This is a genomic window from Sphingorhabdus buctiana (assembly GCF_042680825.1).
Taxonomy (GTDB): Bacteria; Pseudomonadota; Alphaproteobacteria; order Sphingomonadales; family Sphingomonadaceae; genus Sphingorhabdus_B; species Sphingorhabdus_B buctiana.
Window position 1 is genome coordinate 113,880 of the sequence record NZ_JBHUEL010000002.1, and the last position, 21,129, is coordinate 135,008.

General features: G+C 59.9%; 18 protein-coding genes. 10 read left to right on the top strand and 8 right to left on the bottom strand.

The genetic code is table 11. The annotated features are described in order from the left end of the window. Window positions 1–96: 96 nt before the first annotated feature. From gcvT to ACFSAG_RS01050, 6 genes are all read left to right on the top strand, one after another. The gene (gene gcvT / locus ACFSAG_RS01025; RefSeq protein ID WP_381510678.1) at window positions 97–1,212 is read left to right on the top strand and encodes a glycine cleavage system aminomethyltransferase GcvT; all 1,116 of its coding nucleotides are present in this window, start codon (window positions 97–99) and stop codon (window positions 1,210–1,212) included. Beyond that, entirely contained in the window at window positions 1,209–1,580 is a 372-nt protein-coding gene (gene gcvH / locus ACFSAG_RS01030; protein ID WP_374615115.1) for a glycine cleavage system protein GcvH, read from the top strand. Before gcvT ends, gcvH begins: the two co-directional genes overlap by 4 nt. A gap of 42 nt (window positions 1,581–1,622) precedes the next feature. Then, window positions 1,623–2,978, top strand: coding sequence for an aminomethyl-transferring glycine dehydrogenase subunit GcvPA (gene gcvPA, locus ACFSAG_RS01035; RefSeq protein WP_381510680.1), 1,356 nt, complete (start codon window positions 1,623–1,625; stop codon window positions 2,976–2,978). Next, entirely contained in the window at window positions 2,975–4,546 is a 1,572-nt protein-coding gene (gcvPB, locus tag ACFSAG_RS01040; protein WP_381510682.1) for an aminomethyl-transferring glycine dehydrogenase subunit GcvPB, read from the top strand. Before gcvPA ends, gcvPB begins: the two co-directional genes overlap by 4 nt. 112 nt (window positions 4,547–4,658) lie before the next feature. Continuing rightward, complete coding sequence (locus tag ACFSAG_RS01045; protein ID WP_381510684.1) at window positions 4,659–6,215, top strand: fatty acid--CoA ligase; 1,557 nt, start codon at window positions 4,659–4,661, stop codon at window positions 6,213–6,215. A gap of 1 nt (window position 6,216) precedes the next feature. Continuing rightward, entirely contained in the window at window positions 6,217–7,398 is a 1,182-nt protein-coding gene (locus tag ACFSAG_RS01050) for an acyl-CoA dehydrogenase family protein (protein ID WP_381510686.1), read from the top strand. A gap of 9 nt (window positions 7,399–7,407) precedes the next feature. Here the strand turns inward: ACFSAG_RS01050 and ACFSAG_RS01055 are convergent, their stop codons facing one another. The 3 genes from ACFSAG_RS01055 to wecB form a co-directional block, all read right to left on the bottom strand. Continuing rightward, a complete protein-coding gene (locus ACFSAG_RS01055; protein WP_381510688.1) occupies window positions 7,408–8,709 on the bottom strand; it encodes a UDP-glucose dehydrogenase family protein in 1,302 nt (433 codons plus the stop codon). Window positions 8,710–8,780: 71 nt separating this feature from the next. Continuing rightward, the gene (gene wecC / locus ACFSAG_RS01060) at window positions 8,781–10,079 is read right to left on the bottom strand and encodes a UDP-N-acetyl-D-mannosamine dehydrogenase (RefSeq protein WP_381510690.1); all 1,299 of its coding nucleotides are present in this window, start codon (window positions 10,077–10,079) and stop codon (window positions 8,781–8,783) included. Continuing rightward, window positions 10,066–11,196, bottom strand: a complete 1,131-nt coding sequence (wecB, locus tag ACFSAG_RS01065) for a non-hydrolyzing UDP-N-acetylglucosamine 2-epimerase (protein ID WP_381510692.1) — start codon at window positions 11,194–11,196, stop codon at window positions 10,066–10,068. The genes wecC and wecB overlap by 14 nt, the downstream gene beginning before the upstream one ends. 153 nt (window positions 11,197–11,349) lie before the next feature. On the opposite strand from wecB, the gene ACFSAG_RS01070 reads away from it, so the two are divergent. Continuing rightward, a complete protein-coding gene (locus tag ACFSAG_RS01070; RefSeq protein ID WP_381510694.1) occupies window positions 11,350–12,066 on the top strand; it encodes a polysaccharide biosynthesis/export family protein in 717 nt (238 codons plus the stop codon). 111 nt (window positions 12,067–12,177) lie between these two features. Here the strand turns inward: ACFSAG_RS01070 and ACFSAG_RS01075 are convergent, their stop codons facing one another. Beyond that, entirely contained in the window at window positions 12,178–14,802 is a 2,625-nt protein-coding gene (locus ACFSAG_RS01075) for a TonB-dependent receptor (protein ID WP_381510696.1), read from the bottom strand. A 262-nt stretch (window positions 14,803–15,064) separates the two neighbouring features. Between ACFSAG_RS01075 and ACFSAG_RS01080 the strand changes: the two genes are divergently transcribed. Next, window positions 15,065–16,141, top strand: a complete 1,077-nt coding sequence (locus ACFSAG_RS01080; protein ID WP_381510698.1) for an MBL fold metallo-hydrolase — start codon at window positions 15,065–15,067, stop codon at window positions 16,139–16,141. Window positions 16,142–16,183: 42 nt separating this feature from the next. Continuing rightward, a complete protein-coding gene (locus tag ACFSAG_RS01085; RefSeq protein WP_381510700.1) occupies window positions 16,184–17,191 on the top strand; it encodes a LacI family DNA-binding transcriptional regulator in 1,008 nt (335 codons plus the stop codon). Here the strand turns inward: ACFSAG_RS01085 and dapB are convergent. Continuing rightward, entirely contained in the window at window positions 17,188–17,916 is a 729-nt protein-coding gene (dapB, locus tag ACFSAG_RS01090; RefSeq protein WP_381510702.1) for a 4-hydroxy-tetrahydrodipicolinate reductase, read from the bottom strand. The two genes, ACFSAG_RS01085 and dapB, sit on opposite strands and share 4 nt — an antisense overlap. Before the next feature lie 37 nt (window positions 17,917–17,953). Here dapB and ACFSAG_RS01095 point away from each other — a divergent pair, with 37 nt between their 5' ends. Next, complete coding sequence (locus ACFSAG_RS01095; RefSeq protein WP_381511248.1) at window positions 17,954–18,664, top strand: NAD-dependent deacylase; 711 nt, start codon at window positions 17,954–17,956, stop codon at window positions 18,662–18,664. On the opposite strand, the gene ACFSAG_RS01100 is transcribed toward ACFSAG_RS01095, so the two are convergent. Genes ACFSAG_RS01100 through ACFSAG_RS01110 form a run of 3 tightly spaced genes read right to left on the bottom strand, consistent with a single transcriptional unit; the run spans window position 18,661 to window position 21,126 of the window. Continuing rightward, window positions 18,661–19,416 (bottom strand): HesA/MoeB/ThiF family protein, encoded by a 756-nt coding sequence (locus ACFSAG_RS01100; RefSeq protein WP_381510704.1) that lies wholly within the window; start codon window positions 19,414–19,416, stop codon window positions 18,661–18,663. The two genes, ACFSAG_RS01095 and ACFSAG_RS01100, sit on opposite strands and share 4 nt — an antisense overlap. After that, window positions 19,413–19,862 carry a dUTP diphosphatase gene (gene dut / locus ACFSAG_RS01105; RefSeq protein WP_381510706.1) on the bottom strand — a complete coding sequence of 150 codons (450 nt, stop codon included), beginning with the start codon at window positions 19,860–19,862 and terminating at the stop codon, window positions 19,413–19,415. Before dut ends, ACFSAG_RS01100 begins: the two co-directional genes overlap by 4 nt. Next, window positions 19,843–21,126, bottom strand: a complete 1,284-nt coding sequence (locus ACFSAG_RS01110) for a bifunctional phosphopantothenoylcysteine decarboxylase/phosphopantothenate synthase (RefSeq protein WP_381510707.1) — start codon at window positions 21,124–21,126, stop codon at window positions 19,843–19,845. The genes dut and ACFSAG_RS01110 overlap by 20 nt, the downstream gene beginning before the upstream one ends. Window positions 21,127–21,129 lie beyond the last annotated feature (3 nt).

The following is a 21,129-nucleotide window of genomic DNA, read 5'->3' on the forward strand; positions in this document are numbered from 1 at the left end:
AGGCGGGGCCACCGAAGGGGTAAAGCTCTCAGGTATCCGTGACAGAGGGGGCAGGCAGCGACGCCGTCGCTGGCTGTAACTTTGTGCGGAGATTTTATGAGCGACGACACCGACATGCTCGAACTACCATTGGGTGACTGGCACCGTGCCAAGGGCGCCCGCATGGTGTCGTTCGCTGGCTATGCCATGCCGATCCAATATGAAGGCATCATGGCCGAACATCAGTGGACGCGCGAGAGCGCAGGCCTTTTCGATGTCAGCCATATGGGGCAGTTGATCCTTTCGGGCGAAGGCGTCGCGGCAGCTCTCGAAAAGCTCGTTCCCGGCGATATCTCCGCGCTGAAAGAAGGGCGGATGCGCTATTCGCTGCTGCTTGGCGCGGATGGCGGCGTGCTTGATGACCTGATGGTCACCGCGACCCCTACCGGGCTCTATGTCGTCGTCAACGGCGCGGTAAAGCACCAGGACATCGCCTATCTGCGCGCGAACCTGCCTGCGGCCATCGATATCAACCACCTTGAAGACCGCGCCTTGCTCGCGCTGCAAGGGCCGAAAGCGGTCGAAACCATTTCGCGCGTCATCCCCGGCGTGGACCAACTCTATTTCATGGAAGCCGATCTCTTCCTCTGGGGCGAAGTGCCGCTTTGGATCAGCCGCTCGGGCTATACCGGTGAGGATGGTGTTGAAATTTCGGTTGCTGCCAATGAGGTGCAAGCCTTGGCCGATGCGCTGTGCGCACAGCCCGAAGTCAAACCCATCGGGCTTGGTGCGCGCGATTCCATGCGGCTGGAGGCAGGGCTTCCGCTTTATGGCCACGACATGGACCCGTCGACCGATCCGGTTGAAGGCAATGCCAGCTTTGCCATTTCGAAGCGGCGCCGCGAGGAAGGCGGCTTCAACGGCGCAGATCGCATCCTGAAAGCGCTGGCCGAGGGCCCGTCGCGCAAGCTGGTTGGCCTTTCGGTCGAGGGCAAGATGCCGGTACGCGAAGGCGCGCCGATTTTTGCAGGCGAAGTGCAGGTCGGCACGGTCACATCGGGCGGCTTTGCCCCCAGTGTGGGCGCACCCATCGCCATGGGCTATGTCGCAGCCGACCATAACAGCATTGGAACGGCGCTGGAGGCGGAGGTGCGCGGCAAGCGCGTGCCGCTGGCAGTCGCGGCCATGCCTTTCATTCCACATCGATATCACCGCAGAGGAGCGAGCAAATGACGCGTTATTTCACCGACGAGCATGAATGGATCGAAGTTGAAGGCACCACCGCCACGGTTGGCATCACCGACTATGCGCAAGGCCAGTTGGGCGACATCGTTTTTGCCGAAGTACCCGCAGTCGGCACCACATTGTCCAAGGGTGGCGACGCTGCGGTTGTCGAATCGGTCAAGGCGGCTTCTGACGTGTATGCCCCGGTTTCGGGCACCGTGACCGAGGGCAATGATGCACTCGCCGATGATCCGGCTCTGGTGAACAGCGATCCCGAAGGTGCCGGCTGGTTCTTCAAGCTTGAACTGAGCGATCCGTCAGAGCTCGACGGCTTGATGGATGCAGCGGCTTACAAGGCATTTGTGGATTCGCTCTGAATCATGGCCCTCCTGCGAGCGGGAGGGGAAAAGGATTAGGAAATGCGCTACTTACCCCTGACAAATAACGACCGGCAGGCGATGCTCGCCACAATCGGTGCAGCATCGATCGATGACCTTTTCATCGATGTGCCCGAAGAGGCACGGCTCAAAGGGCCGATCCCGGGCTTGCCGATGCATGCGAGTGAAATGGCGGTTGAACGGCATTTCTCCGCCATGGCACGCAAGAATATGGCGGCGGCGCACCATCCCTTTTTCCTGGGGGCAGGGGCCTATAAGCATCATGTGCCAGCGAGCGTCGATCATTTGATCCAGCGTGGCGAATTCCTGACCGCCTACACGCCCTACCAGCCCGAAATTGCGCAAGGCACTCTGCAAATGCTGTTTGAATTCCAGACGCAAGTTGCGCGGCTGTTTGGATGCGACGTGGCCAATGCCTCGATGTATGATGGCTCAACCGCCTGCTGGGAAGCGATCGGCATGGCCGGGCGTGTGACCAAGCGGAGCAAGGCCGTTATCTCATCCGGATTGCATCCGCATTATGTCAGCGTCGCCAAGACGATGGCGCGTTTCACCGGCGATACGCTCGATCTTGCCGCGCTCGACATGGCGCAAAGCGATACCGCGCGCTTGCTCAACGCAATCGATGGCGAAACCAGCTGTGTGGTTGTGCAATATCCCGATATTCTTGGCCGAATTGAAGACTTAAGCGCCATAGCTCAGAAAGCGCATGAACATGGCGCGCTGTTGATCGCAGTGGTCACCGAGCCTGTGGCGCTGGGTGCGATCAAGTCTCCCGGCGAAATGGGTGCAGATATTGTTGTTGGCGAAGGCCAGTCGCTCGGCGTCGGCCTGCAATTTGGCGGGCCCTATGTCGGCCTGTTCGCTTGCAAGGAAAAATTCGTGCGGCAAATGCCCGGTCGCCTGTGCGGCCAGACAGTTGATGCAGAGGGCAAGCGCGGTTTTGTGCTCACGCTTTCGACCCGCGAACAGCATATCCGTCGCGAAAAGGCGACGAGCAATATATGCACCAATTCAGGGCTTTGTGCGCTGGCTTTCAGTATTCATATGAGCTTGCTTGGTGAGCGTGGCCTGCGCGATCTGGCGGCGCTGAACCATGCTCGCGCGGTGCAGGCGGCAGAACGGCTTGCGCAGATCCCGGGCGTCACCCTCGTCAACGACAGCTTCTTCAACGAATTCACACTGAAACTGCCCGTCAACGCCCGCGATGTGGTGCACAAGCTGGCGGCGAAGAAGGTGCTGGGCGGCGTCTCGCTCGGTCGCCTCTATCCGGGCGAAGCAGCGCTGCAAAACGGCTTGCTCGTCGCGGTGACCGAAGTGGTCAGCGAAGAGGATATCGAAACATTTGCGGAAGCGCTGCAGGAGGTGTTGGCATGAGCACGGTAAACGCAAGCGGCTGGCGACCTGAAATGGGCCAAAGTGACGTCATGGCAGCAGAAACCTACACCGGAAACCGCGCGCTGATGCTTGAAGAAGCGCTGATTTTCGAGATTGGCGACAGCCACACCACCGGCGTCGACTTCGACCCCGCCCCGAAGGTGCAATCGCGTCTCGGTGGGCTGGAGCGCAACCGCGAGATCGGCCTGCCGGGTCTTTCAGAGCCCGAAACCGTCCGCCACTACACCCGCCTGTCGCGGCAGAATTATGCCATCGACCTCGGCCTTTTCCCGCTCGGTAGCTGCACGATGAAGCACAACCCGCGCCTCAATGAAAAGGTGGCGCGTATGAAAGGCTTTATCGACGTCCATCCGCTGCAGCCGCAGGAAACGGTGCAGGGTGCGCTGCAGGTGATCAACGAATTGGCACATTGGCTGATTGATCTTACCGGCATGCACGGCGTTGCCATGTCGCCCAAGGCGGGTGCGCATGGCGAATTGTGCGGCATTCTTGCGATCAAGGCGGCTCTCGATGCGCGCGGTGAAGACCGTCCGGTCATCCTCGTCCCCGAAAGCGCACATGGCACCAACCCGGCAACGGCTGCTTTTGCGGGCTTCAGCGTGGAAAATATCCCCGCAACCCCAGAAGGCCGCGTCGATGTTGCAGCGCTCAAGGCGCGCCTTGGGCCGGATGTGGCGGGCGTGATGATCACCAATCCCAACACCTGCGGCCTGTTCGAACGCGATTTGAAGGTGATTTCGGACGCGGTGCACGCAGCGGGCGGCTATGTCTATTGCGACGGCGCCAATTTCAACGCGATTGTCGGCCGGGTTCGCCCCGGCGATCTTGGCGTCGATGCGATGCACATCAACCTGCACAAGACCTTTTCCACCCCGCATGGCGGCGGTGGCCCGGGTTCGGGGCCGGTCGTGCTGTCCGAAGCGCTGGCGCCTTATGGCCCAATTCCCTTTGTCGCGAAACTGCCCGACGGCAGCTTCAAGCTGGTTGAAGAGGAGGATGCGACGGCGATGCAGCCCGAAACTTTTGGTCGGATGACTGCCTTCCACGGCCAGATGGGCATGTTCACCCGTGCACTTTCCTACATCATGAGCCATGGCGCCGATGGCCTGCGCCAGGTGGCCGAGGATGCGGTGCTCAACGCCAATTATGTGCTGCGCAGCCTTGAAGGCACGCTTGAGGCGCCATTTGGCGCATCGGGCCCGTGCATGCACGAGGCGCTATTCACCGACAATGGCCTTGCCGAGGGCTTTTCAACGCTCGATGTCGCGAAGGGTCTGATCGACGAGGGCTATCACCCGATGACGGTCTATTTCCCGCTCGTGGTCCACGGCGCGATGCTTGTCGAGCCGACCGAGACTGAGAGCAAGGCCGCGCTCGACCAGTTCATTGGCGCGCTGCGATCAGTGGCCAATCGTGCGAAGCAGGGCGACCCGTCGCTCAAATCCGCTCCGCACCACGCCCCGCGCCGTCGTCTTGATGAGACGCTGGCAGCGCGCAAGCCGATGCTGGTTTGGAAAGAGGCCGATCTATCCGTTGCCGCCGAGTAAGACATAAATTTAATCACGCGATTAAACTTCGCATTGACAGCCGCTTCCCCCTCGCCAAAAAGGGGTGGAGCGGCTGTTTCTATTCAGCCGATCTTCTTGGGAGAGAGGGAAGATGGCCGACATTTCGGAATTGAGCACTTTTGACGAATTCGTTCGCCACTGGGCGGAGGAGCGCGGCGATCGCCTTGCCATGCGCGAGGAAGACCGTTTCTTCACCTATGCCGAACTCGAAGAGCGCACTGCCCGCGTCGCGACCGCCTTATTGGCCAAAGGCCTGAAAAAGGGCGATCGCATCGCCTGGATCGGCAAGAATAGCGACATCTATTACACGCTGTTTTACGGGGCTGCGCGTGCAGGGATCGTCATGGTGCCGGTTGGCTGGCGCCTGGCACCACCCGAATGGGCCTATATCATCAACGATACCAAGGCGAAGATCCTCTTCCTCGGCACTGGCTTTGAATCCGCGCCCGCTTCGATGGAAGGCATGCTGCAGCATGTCGAACAGGTGATGACCGATCCCGAAGCGCGCGCGATGATCGAGAATACCGCGCGTGCGCCGTTTGAACCCTCCGCTCCTGACGATGCCGTGCTCCAGCTTTATACCTCGGGCACCACGGGCAATCCCAAGGGTGCTGTGCTATCGAACCGAAACCTTTTCGCACTGCGCAAGCATTCGAATGAGGCCGGGCTCGCCTACACAAAATGGGATGATGACGAAGTTGTGCTCGTTGCCATGCCCTGCGCGCATATCGGCGGTACCGGGCTGGGAATTATGGCAGTCGCGGCGGGATTGCCTGCCTATATCCTTGCCGAATTTACGCCCGACGGCTTTTTCGATTCGGTCGAAACCGGTGGTGTAACGCGGCTCTTTATCGTTCCGGCGGCGCTGCATATCCTGCTCCAGCATCCACGCTGTGCGACAGTCGATTTCTCGCGCCTCAAATATATCCTTTACGGCGCAGCTCCGATCCCGCTCGAACTGCTGCGTCAGTGCATCCAGATGTTCAAATGCGGCTTCATCCAGAATTACGGGATGACCGAAACCACCGGCACGATCTGCATGCTGCCGCCAGAGGACCATGATCCCAACGGCAATCCGCGCATGCGCAGCGCGGGTAAACCGCTGCCCGGTGTCGAGATCAAGGTGGTCGGTGCCGATGGCAATGAAGCAGCAACCGGTGAAGTCGGCGAGGTGTGGACGCGCTCGTCAAACAACATGGTCGGCTATTGGAACCTGCCCGAGGCGACCGAAAAAACGCTCACCAACGATGGCTGGGTGAAGACCGGCGATGCCGGTTATATGGACGAGGACGGCTATCTCTATATCCATGATCGGGTCAAAGACATGATCATCTCGGGCGGAGAGAACGTCTATCCTGCCGAGGTCGAAAGCGCGATTTATGGCCATCCCGATGTTTTGGAAGTGGCAGTCATCGGCGTGCCCGATCCCAAATGGGGTGAGGCAGTGAAGGCGGTCTGTGCGCCAAAACCGGGTGCAACCATCGATCCCGACAGCGTCATTGCCTGGGCGCGCGAACGTATCGCGCCGTTCAAGGTGCCCAAGAGTATCGACATCATCGATGCGCTTCCCCGCAATCCATCGGGCAAGATCCTGCGCAAGGATCTGCGCGCGCCCTATTGGGAAGGCTATGATCGGCAGGTGAATTGAGATGAGCGAAGCCCAGATCGACCTCAACGCCTTCCGCGCCGAAGTGCGTGGCTGGCTGGCCGATAACCTGCCGCCCGAATTGCGGCAGGCGCATAAGCGCGCGACGAGTGTGTTTGTGGAGAAAGAGTATAACCTCGCATGGCAGGCGATCCTGCTGCGCAAGGGCTGGGTCGCGCCGCATTGGCCTGCCGAACATGGCGGAACCGGCTGGAACGAGACGCAGCGCTATATCTTCGCCTCCGAATGCGCACGGGCAGGGGCGCCCAGCCTCGCACCGATGGGCCTCAAAATGGTCGCGCCGGTCATCATGAAATATGGCAGCGACGCGCAGAAGGGCTATTATTTGCCCAAGCTGCTCGCGGGCGAACATTATTGGTGCCAAGGCTATAGCGAGCCGCAGGCCGGTTCCGATCTGGCTGCATTGCAACTACGCGCTGACAGCGATGGCGATCATTATGTGCTCAACGGTTCCAAGATCTGGACCACACACGCGCATGTCGCCAACCATATGTTCTGCCTTGTCCGCACCGATCGCGACGGGCGGCCACAAGAAGGCATCACCTTCCTGTTGCTCGAAATGGCAACGCCGGGAATTTCGGTCAAACCGATCATCTCGATCGCGGGGGACCATGATTTCAACCAGGTGTTTTTTGACAATGTGCGCGTGCCCAAGGCAAACCGGCTGGGCGACGAAGGCAAGGGCTGGACGGTCGCCAAGACGCTGCTCGAATATGAACGCGCGGCGGCCTATGCTGCTGGCCTGATCGAGGCACTTGCAGAGGTGCGCGCTGCAGCGAAAGATGCCGAATTGCTGAACGAACCCACGATCCGTCGCAGGATTGCCGAACTTGATTCACAAGTGCGCACGATCCACGCGGTCGAGGATATGGTGCTCGCTGCAATCGGCGAAGGACGCGATCCGGGCCCGGCTTCTTCAATGCTCAAGGTGCAGGGCACCGAATGCCAGCAGAAGATCCAGGAACTGGCAGTCGACGTGGCGGGTATTTATGCCGCGCCTTATCAATATGAGGCTCGGCAAGCGGGGAGCAACACCGGCTATGTCGGCCCGGAAAGCGCGTTGACCGCAACGGCGCGCTATTTCAACGGCCGCGCCGCGTCGATCTATGGTGGATCGAACGAGATCCAGCGCAACATCATGGCCAAGCTGGTGCTTGGCCTCTAGCGCCAGCCCTTACCGCCCGACGCTATAATAATCGAACCCGGCCTTGGCGCCTTCTTCGGGTCGGTAGATGTTGCGCAGGTCGACGAGGACATCGCCATTCATCACGCTCTTGAGCTTGGCAAGGTCGAGCGCGCGATAGGCATCCCATTCGGTGACGATGGCTACCGCATCCGCACCTTGCGCTGCGGTATAGGCGCTCTCGGTCATCTTGACCTCAGGCAGGATCTTGGCGGCTTCTTCCATGCCTTCGGGATCGTGCGCATAGACTTCGGCGCCTGCATCGATCAGCGTCTGGACGATGGCGATAGAGGGGGCATCGCGCATGTCATCGGTATTGGGTTTGAAGGTGAGGCCCAATAGCGCGATCCGTTTGCCGCGCGCATCGCCGCCAAGCGCGTTGACGATCTTGCGCCCCATCGCGCGTTTCCTGAGGTCATTGGCCTGCACTACCGCTTCGACAATGCGCACCGGGGTGTCATTGTCCTGCGCGGTCTTCAGCAGCGCCAGCGTGTCCTTGGGAAAGCAACTGCCGCCATAGCCGGGGCCCGCATGCAGGAACTTTGAACCAATGCGGTTGTCGAGGCCGATGCCGCGCGAGACATCCTGCACATTCGCGCCCAGCTTCTCGCAAAGGTCGGCCATTTCGTTGATGAAGGTGATCTTGGTCGCAAGGAAAGCGTTCGCCGCATATTTGATCAGTTCGGACGAACGGCGGCTGGTAAAAAGGATCGGCGATTCATTGAGGAAGAGTGGGCGGTAGACGCCGCGCATCACTTCGCGCGCCCATTCGGTATCACTGCCGACAACAATGCGGTCAGGCCGCTTGAAATCGCCAATCGCCGCGCCTTCGCGCAGGAACTCGGGGTTGGAGACGACTTCGAACTCCAGATCGGGCCGTACATCGCGGATGATGCGCTCGACCTCGTCACCCGTTCCCACCGGCACGGTCGATTTGGTGACCACGACGGTCTTGGGATCAATCGCTTCGCCAATCTCTTTCGCGGCCGCATAGACATAGCTCAAATCGGCATGGCCATCGCCGCGGCGCGAGGGTGTGCCCACCGCGATGAAAACCGCATCGCAGCCCTTCACCGAACCAGCCAGATCGGTCGAGAAGCTCAGCCGCCCGGCATCGACATTGGTCTTCACCAACGCATCAAGACCCGGTTCATAAATCGGCATGATATTGGCGTTCAGCCGGTCGATCTTGCTCTGGTCCTTGTCAACACAGACCACATCATGCCCGAAATCGGCAAAACAGGCCCCAGATACCAAGCCAACATAGCCCGATCCGATCATCGCGATTTTCATATTGGACTTCCTGTATTTTCAGTCGAGCGGCGCTTTAGTGCCTCTGCCATGAGGCGGCAAGCCTGCACGGCTTAGCTGGCCAATCGCAAACCGACGGCTTTGGGTTCGATAGCAGGCTGATCTGGCCAGATACCGCGGGTATCATAGACCAGCTTATCGCTCCGCTCGGCAAGCGGGATCGCCTTGAACGCATCATGATCGACCAGCGGGATCAGGATTTCGCAATCGAGCAGCGCGCTGTCGATGTCGGTCAGCATTGCCCCGCTGCCGTCAAATTCGCGGGGCAGGGTGGCGGCATAGGGCTCGATCACATGGATACGGCTGCCAAATCTATGGGCGAGTGCCGCAGCCACTTTCTTTGCAGGGCTTTCGCGGAAATCGTCGATATTCGCCTTGAAGGCGAGCCCGAACAGCCCGACCTTTGCGGTAGGATTGGCCTCGATAAGGGCGGTTGCGCGCGCGATTACATGATCAACCTTGCCGTCATTCACTTCGCGGGCAGTGCGGATCAGCGGGGTGTGATCGGGGGCGCCATGGACGATGAACCAAGGGTCAACCGCAATGCAATGGCCACCCACGCCGGGGCCCGGTTGCAGGATGTTGACGCGCGGATGGCGATTGGCGAGGCGGATAACCTCCCACACATCGAGCCCCATCTGGTCGGCGACAATCGACAGTTCGTTGGCAAAGGCGATGTTCACATCGCGGAAGGCGTTTTCGACGAGCTTGGTCATCTCCGCCGAGCGTGCATCGGTGGTGACGCATTCGCCACGCACAAAGCGCTTGTAAAAGGACAGTGCCTTGCGCGCGCAACGCGGGGTGATGCCGCCGATCGAACGGTCGTTCGAAATCAGCTCCTCGAGTATCTTTCCGGGAAGCACACGTTCCGGGCAGTAAGCGATGGCGATGTCCGGCGTGTCACCGGTCACGCCTGGTACCTTCAGGTCGAGGCGCAACTGCGCGATCAAGTCTTTCACACGGTCGGTGGTGCCGACCGGCGAGGTGGATTCGACAATCACCGTGTCGCCCGCCTTGAGCGCAGCGGCAATGCTGGTGGCAGCGGCTAGGACATAGCTGATATCGGGTGCGTGGTTTTCACCAAAGGGCGTCGGCACTGCGATCACGAACACATCGGCCGGCTCAACCATCGTTGAGGCACGCAACAGTTTTCGCTGCACCACACCCTGCACAAGCCCGTCGAGATCGACTTCCTCGATGTGGATTTCACCGCGGTTGATCGTTTCGACCACCTCGGCATTCACATCGACACCGAGCACGCGACAACCCGACCGGGCAATCACCGCCGCGGTCGGAAGTCCGATATAACCCAGCCCCATTACACACACATCGGGTTTCTTATCGACAAGCATCAGCTACCAGTCCTGCTATGCGGATGGCCGCCCTGCCATCCCCGAAAGGGTTATGCGCGCGCGCCATCGTTGAATAGGTCGCTTCATTGTCAAGAAGCGTAGAAACTTCGGCGACGATCCGCTCGCGGTCGGTGCCGACCAGCTTTGCAGTGCCAGCGGTGACGCCTTCGGGCCGTTCGGTGGTATCCCGCATCACCAGCACAGGCTTGCCCAGTGCTGGCGCTTCCTCCTGCACTCCGCCGCTGTCGGTCAGCATGATATGGCTGATTGCAAGCAGGCGCGCGAAATGGGGGTAATCCAGCGGCTCAATCATCGCGACATTCGGGTTCGAACCAAGCCGTGCGTCCATAACCTTGCGCACATTGGGGTTGAGGTGCACGGGGAAGATCACCGCCACATCTTCGCGCGCCGCGATTTCACCAATTGCCGAAGCGATATTCTCCATACCCTCGCCGAAATTTTCACGGCGATGGGTGGTAACGCCGATGATGCGTTTGCCTTTGAACCGCACTTCCAGCGCCGAAAGCCCCGATGCCAGCGCAGGGTCGGCGGCAATCTTGTCGGTCACCCAGTGCAGCGCATCGATGACGGTGTTACCGGTGACGTGAATGCCAGCTTCCCCAATCGCCTCTGCTCGCAACGCTGCAGCCGATACTTCGGTGGGCGCGAAATGCTGGTCGGCGATCGTGCCGATGATCTTGCGGTTCACTTCCTCGGGCCAGGGCTGGTAAATATCATAGCTGCGCAGCCCCGCCTCGACATGGCTGACGGGTATCTTGCGATAATAGGCCGCCAGTGCGCCGACCATCGCGGTTGCCGTATCGCCCTGCACGATTACGCGCGCGGGCTTTTCCGCATCCATCACTGCCCCGATGCCGGTTAGCAGCTTTGCGGTCAGCGTATCGAGCGATTGGTCCGGCGCCATCACGTTGAGGTCATGGTCTGGCACAATCTCCCCAATCTGCAGTACCTGGTCGAGCATCTGGCGGTGCTGCCCTGTCACCAGCACGCGAACGGCAACATCACCGCGCGCTTGCAAGGCATGCACGACCGGGAAAAGCTTGATGGCTTCCGGCCGCGTGCCAAAGATAATCAGGACAACAGCTTTACTATTCATTCCCGTGCTTTAGCTGCGCAGGCATTAAATTCTACTAAAGCGGGTGTTAAGGGTTGTGAAATCTCCTAAACTACATGAATTCTATAAAATCGGCTGGAACCTCCACGCACCATCGTCTAGCAGGCGACTATGTCTTTTCGGGAACATGGAATCATGAAGAAATTTACCCTTCCTCTAGTTGCTTTGTCGCTGCTTGCCGGTTGCGCAGGTCCGGGACAATTGGGGGGAGCGTCAAACATCACCGTGATGCAGGGCAGCGAACTGCCCGCGCCCGACCGGGCCGACCTGCTGTCTGAATCGCGCCCTTATCTGATCGGTCCTTTTGACAAACTGATGATCGATGTCTTCGGCATCGAGGAATTGAGCAAGAAGGAAGTCCAGACGGACGCCAGCGGCCGTATCTCCTTCCCGCTTGCGGGTGTGATCGAGGCTGCCGGCAAGACCCCGGCCGAGATTGAGGACGAGATCGAGGCACGTCTGCGCTCGCGCTATGTCCGCGATCCGCAGGTGACGGTGAACCTCAAGGAAACCGTCAGCCAGGTGATCACCGTCGATGGCCAGGTCAAGAAACCCGGCCTCTATCCGGTGATTGGCAAGATGACGCTGATGCGCGCTGTCGCCACCGCAGAGGGTACTGCCGAATTTGCGAAACTCGACGATGTGGTGATTTTCCGCACCGTAAACGGCCAGCAATTGGCGGCGTTGTATAACCTCAAGGCGATCCGCCGCGGCAATTATGCCGATCCCGAAGTGTTTGCGAACGATGTTGTCGTCGTCGGCGATTCACAGGCCCGCCGCCTGTTCCGTGACGCACTGCAGGTCGTTCCATTGCTGACAACTCCTTTGATCATAGCGCTCCAGAACAATTGATTTCGCTCTGGCCGCGGCACGCGGCATTGGCCAAAACAAAAGCGGCGCTCCGACCATCCGGAGCGCCGCTTGTTTTTTGCGTGCCGCCCGCCGAAACGGGCGGCGCGTAAATCAGAACTTTACGCCAAGCTTCACGCCATAGAAGCGCGGCGGAGCGGGATAGACAGCAAAGCTGTTGCCCTGTTCCGGGATCGGGAAGGCAGTGATGTTGTAGTAAGTGTTGAAGAGGTTTTCGACATAGCCTTCAACGCTGTACTTGCCGTCGGCAAAGTTCACGCCTGCACGCAGGTTGACGATGCCATAGCCATCATTGCCGGTGAAACGGCGACCCAGCGGATCGTTCAGCGGGAAGTGATCGCTGTTGTAGCGCCAGTCGGCGTGCAGCAAACCGTTCACGCCCTCACCAAGACGCGGCGTCCAGGTGACGCCACCGGTGATGGCATGCTTGGGCTGGTTCGATGCCTGCTGGCCATCGTCACTACCGGCTGCCGGATCGCTAACCTTCGCATCAAGATAGGTGTAGCCCAAATTGACTACGAAATCGGGATGCGGACGGATGATGCTTTCCAACTCGACGCCCTTCGAAACCAGCTTGTCATAGTTCAATACGACGAAGTTGTTTCCGAGGAAGCGGTTCGACTGGTAGTTCTTGAAGTTCGAGTAGAACAGCGACGCATTGAACTGGAATTCACGCGTGAAGTTGGTCTTTACGCCGACTTCGTACGCATCGACCGATTCATTGCCGAATTCGAGGTCGGTCAGCTGCGCGCCGTTGCCGCCGAGCAGGACGGAGTCAAAACCGGCGCGGTCGAGGTTGTAGCCGCCCGACTTGTAGCCGCGGTCATAACCACCGAACAGCAGCACATCGTCGTTCACCTTATAGGCAAGGCGTGCCGTGCCGGTGAATTCGCTTTCGCTGCGCTTGTCCGAACGGAGGCCGTTGAACTCGCTGTTCACCGCCGGGTTGCAGCCCAGCAGGTACGCACCGCCAAATAGGCCGGAAGCCTGCAACGCCTGACGATAGGGCAGGGTTGCCGGATTCTGGAAGAAGGAGCATGCCGGAACGACCGAGTTCAGGTCGGTGTCGATCTGCTTCTTCTCATAATTATAGCGCAGGCCCAAGGTCAGCGTCAGATTGTCGCTGAAATTGATGATGTTGTGCGTGAACAGTGCGATGGCATCGGTATCGACGCGATACTTGTCTGCCGTTTGGCCAGCACCGGCCGGGGTGCGCGGAAGCGGGCTGGTGAACAGTGCGAGAAGCGCGGGGTTACCAGCAGCTGCGGCGGCCAATGCCGGGTTGGTTGCCAGCGCGACCTGTCCGAACAGCGGAACGCCAGCGCCGAGCGTGCCGAACAGTTGCAGGCCGGTCGGAAGCGCAACCGAACGGGTCAATCCGTTGATGACAGCGTCGGTATATTGGTCAGCCTGTGCACCGAAACGGATGGTGTCGGTCATGGTCAGCTTTTCATTCAGGTAGAATGCGCCGACGAGCCAGTCGAGCTTGTCGTTGAAGGCCGAACCCTGCAGGCGGAGTTCCTGGGTGAAATCAGTGATGCCGGTGCGGTAATCATCACGATAGGCACGATCGAGACCCGAAAAATCGATATCCTGGTCGCGCAGCGCCTTCCAGTCACGATAAGCGGTGATCGAGGTGAGCGTTGCGCCGCCGAAATCCCAATTCAGTTCGCCCGAAACGCCCCATTCATCGACCTTTTCGGTCAGGCCACGGCCCGGAGTGGTTGCCATGACACGGCCCTTGGCGTCGAACGGACGGACGATGCCGTCACGGCCGACTGCGCCGCCTGCCAGCGGGTTTGCTGACAGGGCTTCGATCGCGTTGCCGGCGATGAAAGCAATGGCCGAGTTGGTCGATGCGTCGATGGTCGGGAACAGCGAAAAGCCGCTGCCAGTGTTCAGCGCGCCGCAGCAATCTTCGTTGGTCTTGGCGACATCGGCAATGAAGCGGAAGTTGATGTCATCATTTTCGAAATAGGCCTGGCCGCGGGCGAACCAGCGGTTCACATTGTTGACGCTGCCATCTTCGTTGGCGAGTTTGATATAGCCATCGCGCTTGTGATAGCCGCCGTCGAGCCGCAGCGCGAGCTGCTCAGAAACCGGGCCGGTCACGCCAGCCTTGGCTTCGATCTCGTCATAATTGCCATAGCTGAGTTCGGCATAGCCGCCGAGTTCGAACTTGGGCTTGGTGGTGGTGATGTTGAGCGCACCGGCCGAGGTGTTGCGGCCGAAAAGCGTACCCTGCGGGCCACGCAATACTTCGACGCGATCGATCGGCGGAAGCTCTGCAAGGGCAACGCCAGCGCGTGCACGGAACACGCCGTCGATGAAGACGCCAACTGCCGGTTCAAAGCCCGGGTTGTCGCCAGCAGTACCGATGCCGCGGATGGTGAGGACGGCGCCGGTTGCGGCCGATTGGCCCGTGGTGGTCTTGAGCGAGGGAGCGAGCTGCTGGATGCCGCGAATGTCGACGACGCCAGCATTGGCAAGCTGTTCACCGGCAACAACGCTGACGGCGAGCGGAATATCCTGCGCGGCCTGGTCACGGCGGGTTGCGGTTACGATGATTTCGTCAAAAGCGACTTCTTCTTCTGCAGTCGCGGTTTCGCTGGTTTCAGTGCCAGCGTCTTGTGCCTGAGCGGCCGAAGCGAGGCCGATTGAGGCAATACTTATCGAAGACAGCAGTGCACAGCGCACTGCAGTTTGTGCAAACTTCATTTTTTACTCTCCACATGATCATCACAATAGCGCCCGGGATGGGCAACTTCCTTGGGAGTGGGGATGGTGAACCATCCTTATGTTATTCTTTATTGGTGCTTATGCACTGGTCGCGGGTGTAACCGGACTGTTTGAAAGCCGCAATTGGTTAGATGGACTAAGTTAAATCTTTTGATAAGCGCGGCAATATTGCCACAATTTGTAACAAGTTGATTGCGGCCACCTGCTTGGCGTAAAGAAATGGCCGGATGAGGGGGTGCCAATGAAAAAATCTGTCAAATGGGTAATCGGAATTGCCGCGGTAGCAGGCATCGCATTGCTGGGCGTGCGGCAATATCAGGCTGAAATCGGAACGGCGATGTTCCAGCGCGCGGTCGATAGCCGGGTGGGGCGCGATGTTACCGCGAGCTTGCCCGATGGATTGCACGTTGCGCTGTGCGGAACGGGTTCACCCTTGCCCAATGCCGATAGGGCAGGCGCCTGCACTGTGGTGGTCGCAGGCAAGCGCATTTTCGTCGTCGATGCAGGCGAAGGCGGGGCGCGCAACATTTCGATGATGGGTATTCCCAATGGCAAGATCGAAGGAATTTTCCTGACCCATTTCCATTCGGATCATATGGACGGGCTGGGGCCGATGATGTTGCTGCGTTGGACAGGCAATGCCGCAACCGCACCACTCCCCATCCATGGCCCGACAGGGGTGGAGGCAATCGTCGCCGGTTTCAATACAGCCTATGCGCAGGATAATGGCTATCGCACGGCGCACCATGGTGCCGATATCGCACCACCATCCGGGGCCGGTGCCGTTGCGGTCCCGTTTGCCATGACGGACGAAAGTGTCGTAGTGTTCGATGAGGGCGGATTGAAGATTACCGCCTTTACCGTCGATCATGAACCCGTCTCGCCAGCCGTCGGCTATCGTTTCGATTATAAAGGGCGTTCGGTGGTGATCAGCGGGGATACCGCGAAATCGGCATCGCTCGAACGGGCCGCAAAGGGCGCCGACCTGTTGCTGCACGAAGCGTTGCAGCCCAAACTGGTGGGCAAGATGACCGATGGTCTTGAGCGCAAGGGCATCAAGAATACCGCCAAGATCACCCGCGATATCCTTGATTACCATGCTTCACCCGAAGAAGCGGCAGAAAGTGCTGCCAAGGCTGGCGTACGGCAATTGGTGATGACCCACATCGTGCCGCCCGTGCCCACGCCCTTCTTTTACCCCGCCTTCCTCGGCAGCGCGGCTGACCGTTTCAAAGGCGAGATTGTGGTGGGTGAGGATGGCATGTTGTTCACCATGCCCGCTGGCAGCAAGGCTATTGAAAGGCAGCAGTTGATGTAAGCCCCGCTCCGCGTGTAAAGGGACTGCATCAGGGAGTATTTGATGGCATTTCGGGTCACCGCATTCGACGTTGCGCAGCGCGCGGGCGTGACCCAGCCGACGGTGTCGCGCGCCTTGAATGGCAGCCCCAAGGTCAGCGATGAAACCCGCGCCAAGGTGCTGCAGGCGGCGCAGGAACTGGGCTATGTCATCAACCAGAATGCCACCCGCTTGCGGCGCGGCGAAACGATGACGCTGGCGGTGGTGCTGATTGGCCGTGCCGGCGAAAGCGCAACCGAAACCAACCCCTTTTATTTCTCGCTTTTGGGCAGCGTTGCGGCGGCCGCGACTGCGCGCGGGTATAACCTGCTCGTTTCCTTCCAGGACAGCCCCGAAAACTTCTTCGGCCAATATGATGATGCCCGGCAGGCCGATGGCATGATTGTGATCGGCACCACGCAAAATCCCGAAGCATGGGCCTATTTCCGCGGGCTCGACCATGCCGACAAGGCATGGGTCTGCTGGGGCGCCCCCGATGATGATCTGCGCTGGGTGCGCAGCGAAAATGAAGGCGGCGGGCGCATCGCTGCGCGCTATTTGCTCGATTGCGGACGCAAGCAACCGGTGTTCATCGGCGCGCGCACATCACAGCAACGCCAATTCGGCGAACGCTATGAAGGCTTTGCCGAAGAGTTACGCTCAGCCGGAATCGTCGCAACGGCAATCGAGGTGGATGAAACGCTGTCGCGCGAAGAACAGGGCGTTGAGGCCGTGCGCAGCCTGCTGCAATCGGGGCAAGCCTTTGATGCCATCTTTGCGGCATGTGACTTGACCGCGCTCGGCGTGCTGCGCGCACTTTCCGACAGCGGGATTTCAGTGCCCGAGCATGTGTCGGTGATCGGTTTTGACGGTATCCGTGCTGGCAACTATTCCTCGCCGCCGTTGACCACGATCGAGCCTGATTTCCAACAGGCGGGTGATTTGCTCGTGCAGAATGTGCTCAACCGGATTGCGGGGGAGCCGCTAACCGAGCGCCGCGTGCCGGTGCAACTGGTCAAACGGGGAAGTTAAAGCCCCAATACCTCTGGCATGGTGTAACGGCCCGCTTTCTGGCCTTGCAGCCAAAGCGCGGCCTTGATCGCGCCGCGTGCAAATATTGCCCGGTTTTCGGCACGGTGCGACAGGGTGATGCTTTCCTCATTGCCGGCAAGGATAACGCTATGGTCGCCCGCAACAGTGCCGCCGCGCAGCGAGGCGAAGCCAATGGCACCTTCTTTGCGCGCACCAGTGATACCGTCACGACCGCGCTCGCTTGATGATGCAAGATCGATATGCCGACCGGCGGCTGCCGCTTCACCCAGCAGCATCGCCGTGCCTGAAGGCGCATCTACCTTCATCCGGTGGTGCATTTCGACGATCTCGATATCCCAGTCGCTGCCGAGCCGCGATGCGGCCTTTTTGACCAGTGCCGCGAGCATGGTGACACCCAGCGAAGTGTTGCCGGTCTGCAGCACGGCTATGTCCTGCGCGGCATCGTCGATTAGCCAATGGTGGCGTTCTTCAAGTCCGGTGGTGCCAATAACGATCGGTTTTTGCGCGGCAACGCAGGCCGCAAGGTTTGCCTCCACCGCATGCGGGCTGGAAAAATCGACGAGGACATCGGATGCCGCCACCAGCGCGCCGAGATCATCGCCCTTGTCGACGCCGCCCGCCACTGTCTGGCCCGCTTCTTCGATGGCCGAGACCAGGGCATTGCCCATCCGCCCCTTGCTTCCGATGATACCGATTTTTGCCATAGTTGCGTGCCCTTGAATTTGCTGCTTCATGGTCGAGATGACAGATATTCGCAACATCGTAATCCTGACCGGCGCAGGCGTTAGCGCCGAAAGCGGCATCGATACCTTTCGTGATGCAGGCGGGCTGTGGGAAAAGCATCGTGTCGAAGACGTCGCGACGCCAGAGGCGTTCGCGCGCGACCCTGATCTGGTCCATCGATTCTATGACATGCGCCGCGCGGCTATCCAGACCAAGGAGCCCAATGATGCGCATTATGCACTCGCCGAGCTCGACCGCCATTGGCGCGGGGAAGGGCGCAACCTGCTGATCGTCACGCAGAATGTCGATGACCTTCACGAGCGCGCCGGGGCCGAGCGCCTGCTCCACATGCACGGCGAACATCTGGTCGCTTTGTGCCAGGCATGCGAGATACGCAGCCCTTGGACCGGGCCGATGCAGCATCGCCCGCCATGCCCGATTTGCGGTACGCCATCGCTGCGCCCCGATGTCGTCTGGTTTGGCGAGATGCCTTACCATATCCCGGAGATCTATTCCGCGATCCGCACCGCTGACCTGTTCGTCAGCATCGGCACGTCGGGTGCGGTCTACCCTGCTGCCGGCTTTGTGCGCGATGCCAAACAGCAAGGTGCGAAGACGCTCGAGCTCAACCTTGAGCCTTCACAGGGCAGCCATTTCTTTGACGAGGCACGCTATGGCCCGGCGACCGAAGTCGTGCCCGAATGGGTTGACGAATTGCTCGACCTTTAGCCGCCGCAACTGCGGCATTCGGGGTCCTTCGGTAGGTTGACCGTGCGCATCGCCGGTTTCAGCCCGTCGAAGATGTGGAGCTTCCCCTTGGGATCGTCACCAAAGCCGGTGAGGCAGCGGATCGCCTCCATCGCGGCAAAACTGCCCATCAGGCCGCACATCGCGCCCAATACGCCCTGCGTCGCGCAATCATCGCAGTCATCAGGGTCATGCGCATCGCCAACGAAGCATCGATAGCAGGGGGCGTCATCCTCCCACCCTCGAAAGGTGCCGATCTGGCCGTGGAATTGGCCGATGGCGGCGCTCACCAGCGGCACGTGTGCCGCGATGCAGAGGTCGTTCACGATCAGCCGCGTCGCAAAATTATCGCTGCCGTCGATAACGACATCAACGCCATCCAGCAGGTCTGGACGTGTCGCATCACCGATCCGCGCGCAAATCGGGCGGAATTGCACATCGGGATTGAGCCGCGCCACTGCTTCGGCGGCTGCCGCAACCTTCGGCTGGCCTATCTGGGCCTCACCATAGAGCACTTGGCGTTGCAGATTGGAAAGCGATACTTCGTCATCATCGACCACACTGATCGTCCCGACACCCGCGGCGGCGAGATACTGGATCGCAGGGCAACCAATTCCGCCTGCACCGATCAGCAAAACATGGCTTTGCAGCAATCTGGCCTGGCCCGGGCCGCCAATATCGCGAAGGACTATGTGCCGGGCATAGCGATCAAGCTGCTGGTCGGTGAGGGTCATACACCGGTAGAGCCGAAACCACCGGCACCGCGCGCGGTTTCGTCGAGCGTTTCGACTTCGGTGACCAGCGCTTGCGGGGCAGGGGCGACAACAAGCTGCGCGATCCGGTCGCCCCGCTCGATTTCGAAAACCTCTTCGCCCAGATTGGCGAGGATCACCTTCACTTCGCCCCGATAATCGCAGTCGATCGTACCCGGCGTGTTGAGGCAGGTGATGCCATGCTTCAGCGCAAGGCCGGAGCGTGGGCGCACCTGGATTTCATATCCATGCGGAATAGCCACGGCAAAACCTGTCGGCACGGCAAAACGCGCGCCGGGCTTCAGTTTCACTGCCTCGGCAGCGCAGATATCCATCCCTGCAGCACCGGCGCTGGCATAAACCGGCAGCGGCAGGCCGGCCCCGTTGTTCAGCCGCTTGACCCTGATCTCAACCTTGTCCGACGGCATCAGCAATCTTCTCCATCAATTTGCGGGCAACCACATCCTTGGGCGCATCGGCAAGGCTTTCCACGACCTGCTTGGTGACGATATGCACGGCATTGTTCGCACCGCCCATCACATCACCCGAAACGTCATTGGCGACGATCCAGTCGCAGCCCTTTTTGGCAAGCTTGGCCTGTGCATGCTCGACCACCTTTTCGGTTTCGGCGGCAAAGCCGATCAGCAGGCGAGGCCGCTGTGCATGTTTGGCGAGTGTCGCCAATATGTCCGGATTTTCGGTGAGGTTGAGCGCGGGGATCGCTGCTCCATCCTTCTTGATCTTTTGTTCGGGCACATCAGCCGCGCGCCAATCCGCCACCGCGGCGACCATGATCGCGACGTCCGCGGGCAAGGCCTTTTCAACCTCGGCCAGCATTTCGCGCGCGCTTTCGACATCGATGCGTACAACACCCGCTGGGGTGGCCAAATGCACCGGACCGGCGACCAAGGTCACCTCGGCACCCAATTCTGCAGCGGCCTTCGCAATCGCAAAACCCTGCCGCCCCGATGAACGGTTGGCGATATAACGCACCGGATCGATCGGTTCATGCGTCGGGCCTGCGGTGATCAGCACATGCTTGCCAAAAAGCGGGCGATGGCCGGGATCGGCAAAGTCGGGCTGCGCGGTAAGCGCTGACTCTGAGGACTTGGTCGTCGGAGCCCTGCCCGCTGCCAAAGCTGCATCAAAAGGATGGTCGAGCAGGGTGCAAATCCGGGCCGCCACATCGGGCGGCTCGGGTAGCCGCCCGGGGCCATATTCGCCGCAGGCCATTGCGCCTTCATCCGGGTCCATGATTGTGATGCCGTCGGCGCGCAACTGGGCAAGGTTTCGCTGGGTCGCCGGGTGATTCCACATCCGCACATTCATCGCGGGTACCGCGAGCACCGGTTTGTCGGTGGCCAGCAGGATCGTCGTCGCCAGGTCATCCGCGATCCCTGCGGCCATCTTGGCAAGGATGTTGGCGGTGGCCGGGCAAATCACCACCAGGTCGGCCTGCCGGCTAAGCTGGATATGGCCGATTTCGCGTTCTTCCTTCAGGTCGAACATGTCGCCATAAACCTGATCCTCGGTCATCACGCCCAAGGATAACGGGGTCACAAATTCGCTCGCGCTTTTGGTCATCACCGCGCGCACCGTGATACCCTGACGCTTTAGCAAGCGGACAAGTTCAAGCGACTTGTAAGCGGCGATGCCGCCCGAGACGATAAGGAGGACGCGCTTTTGGCTCATGGC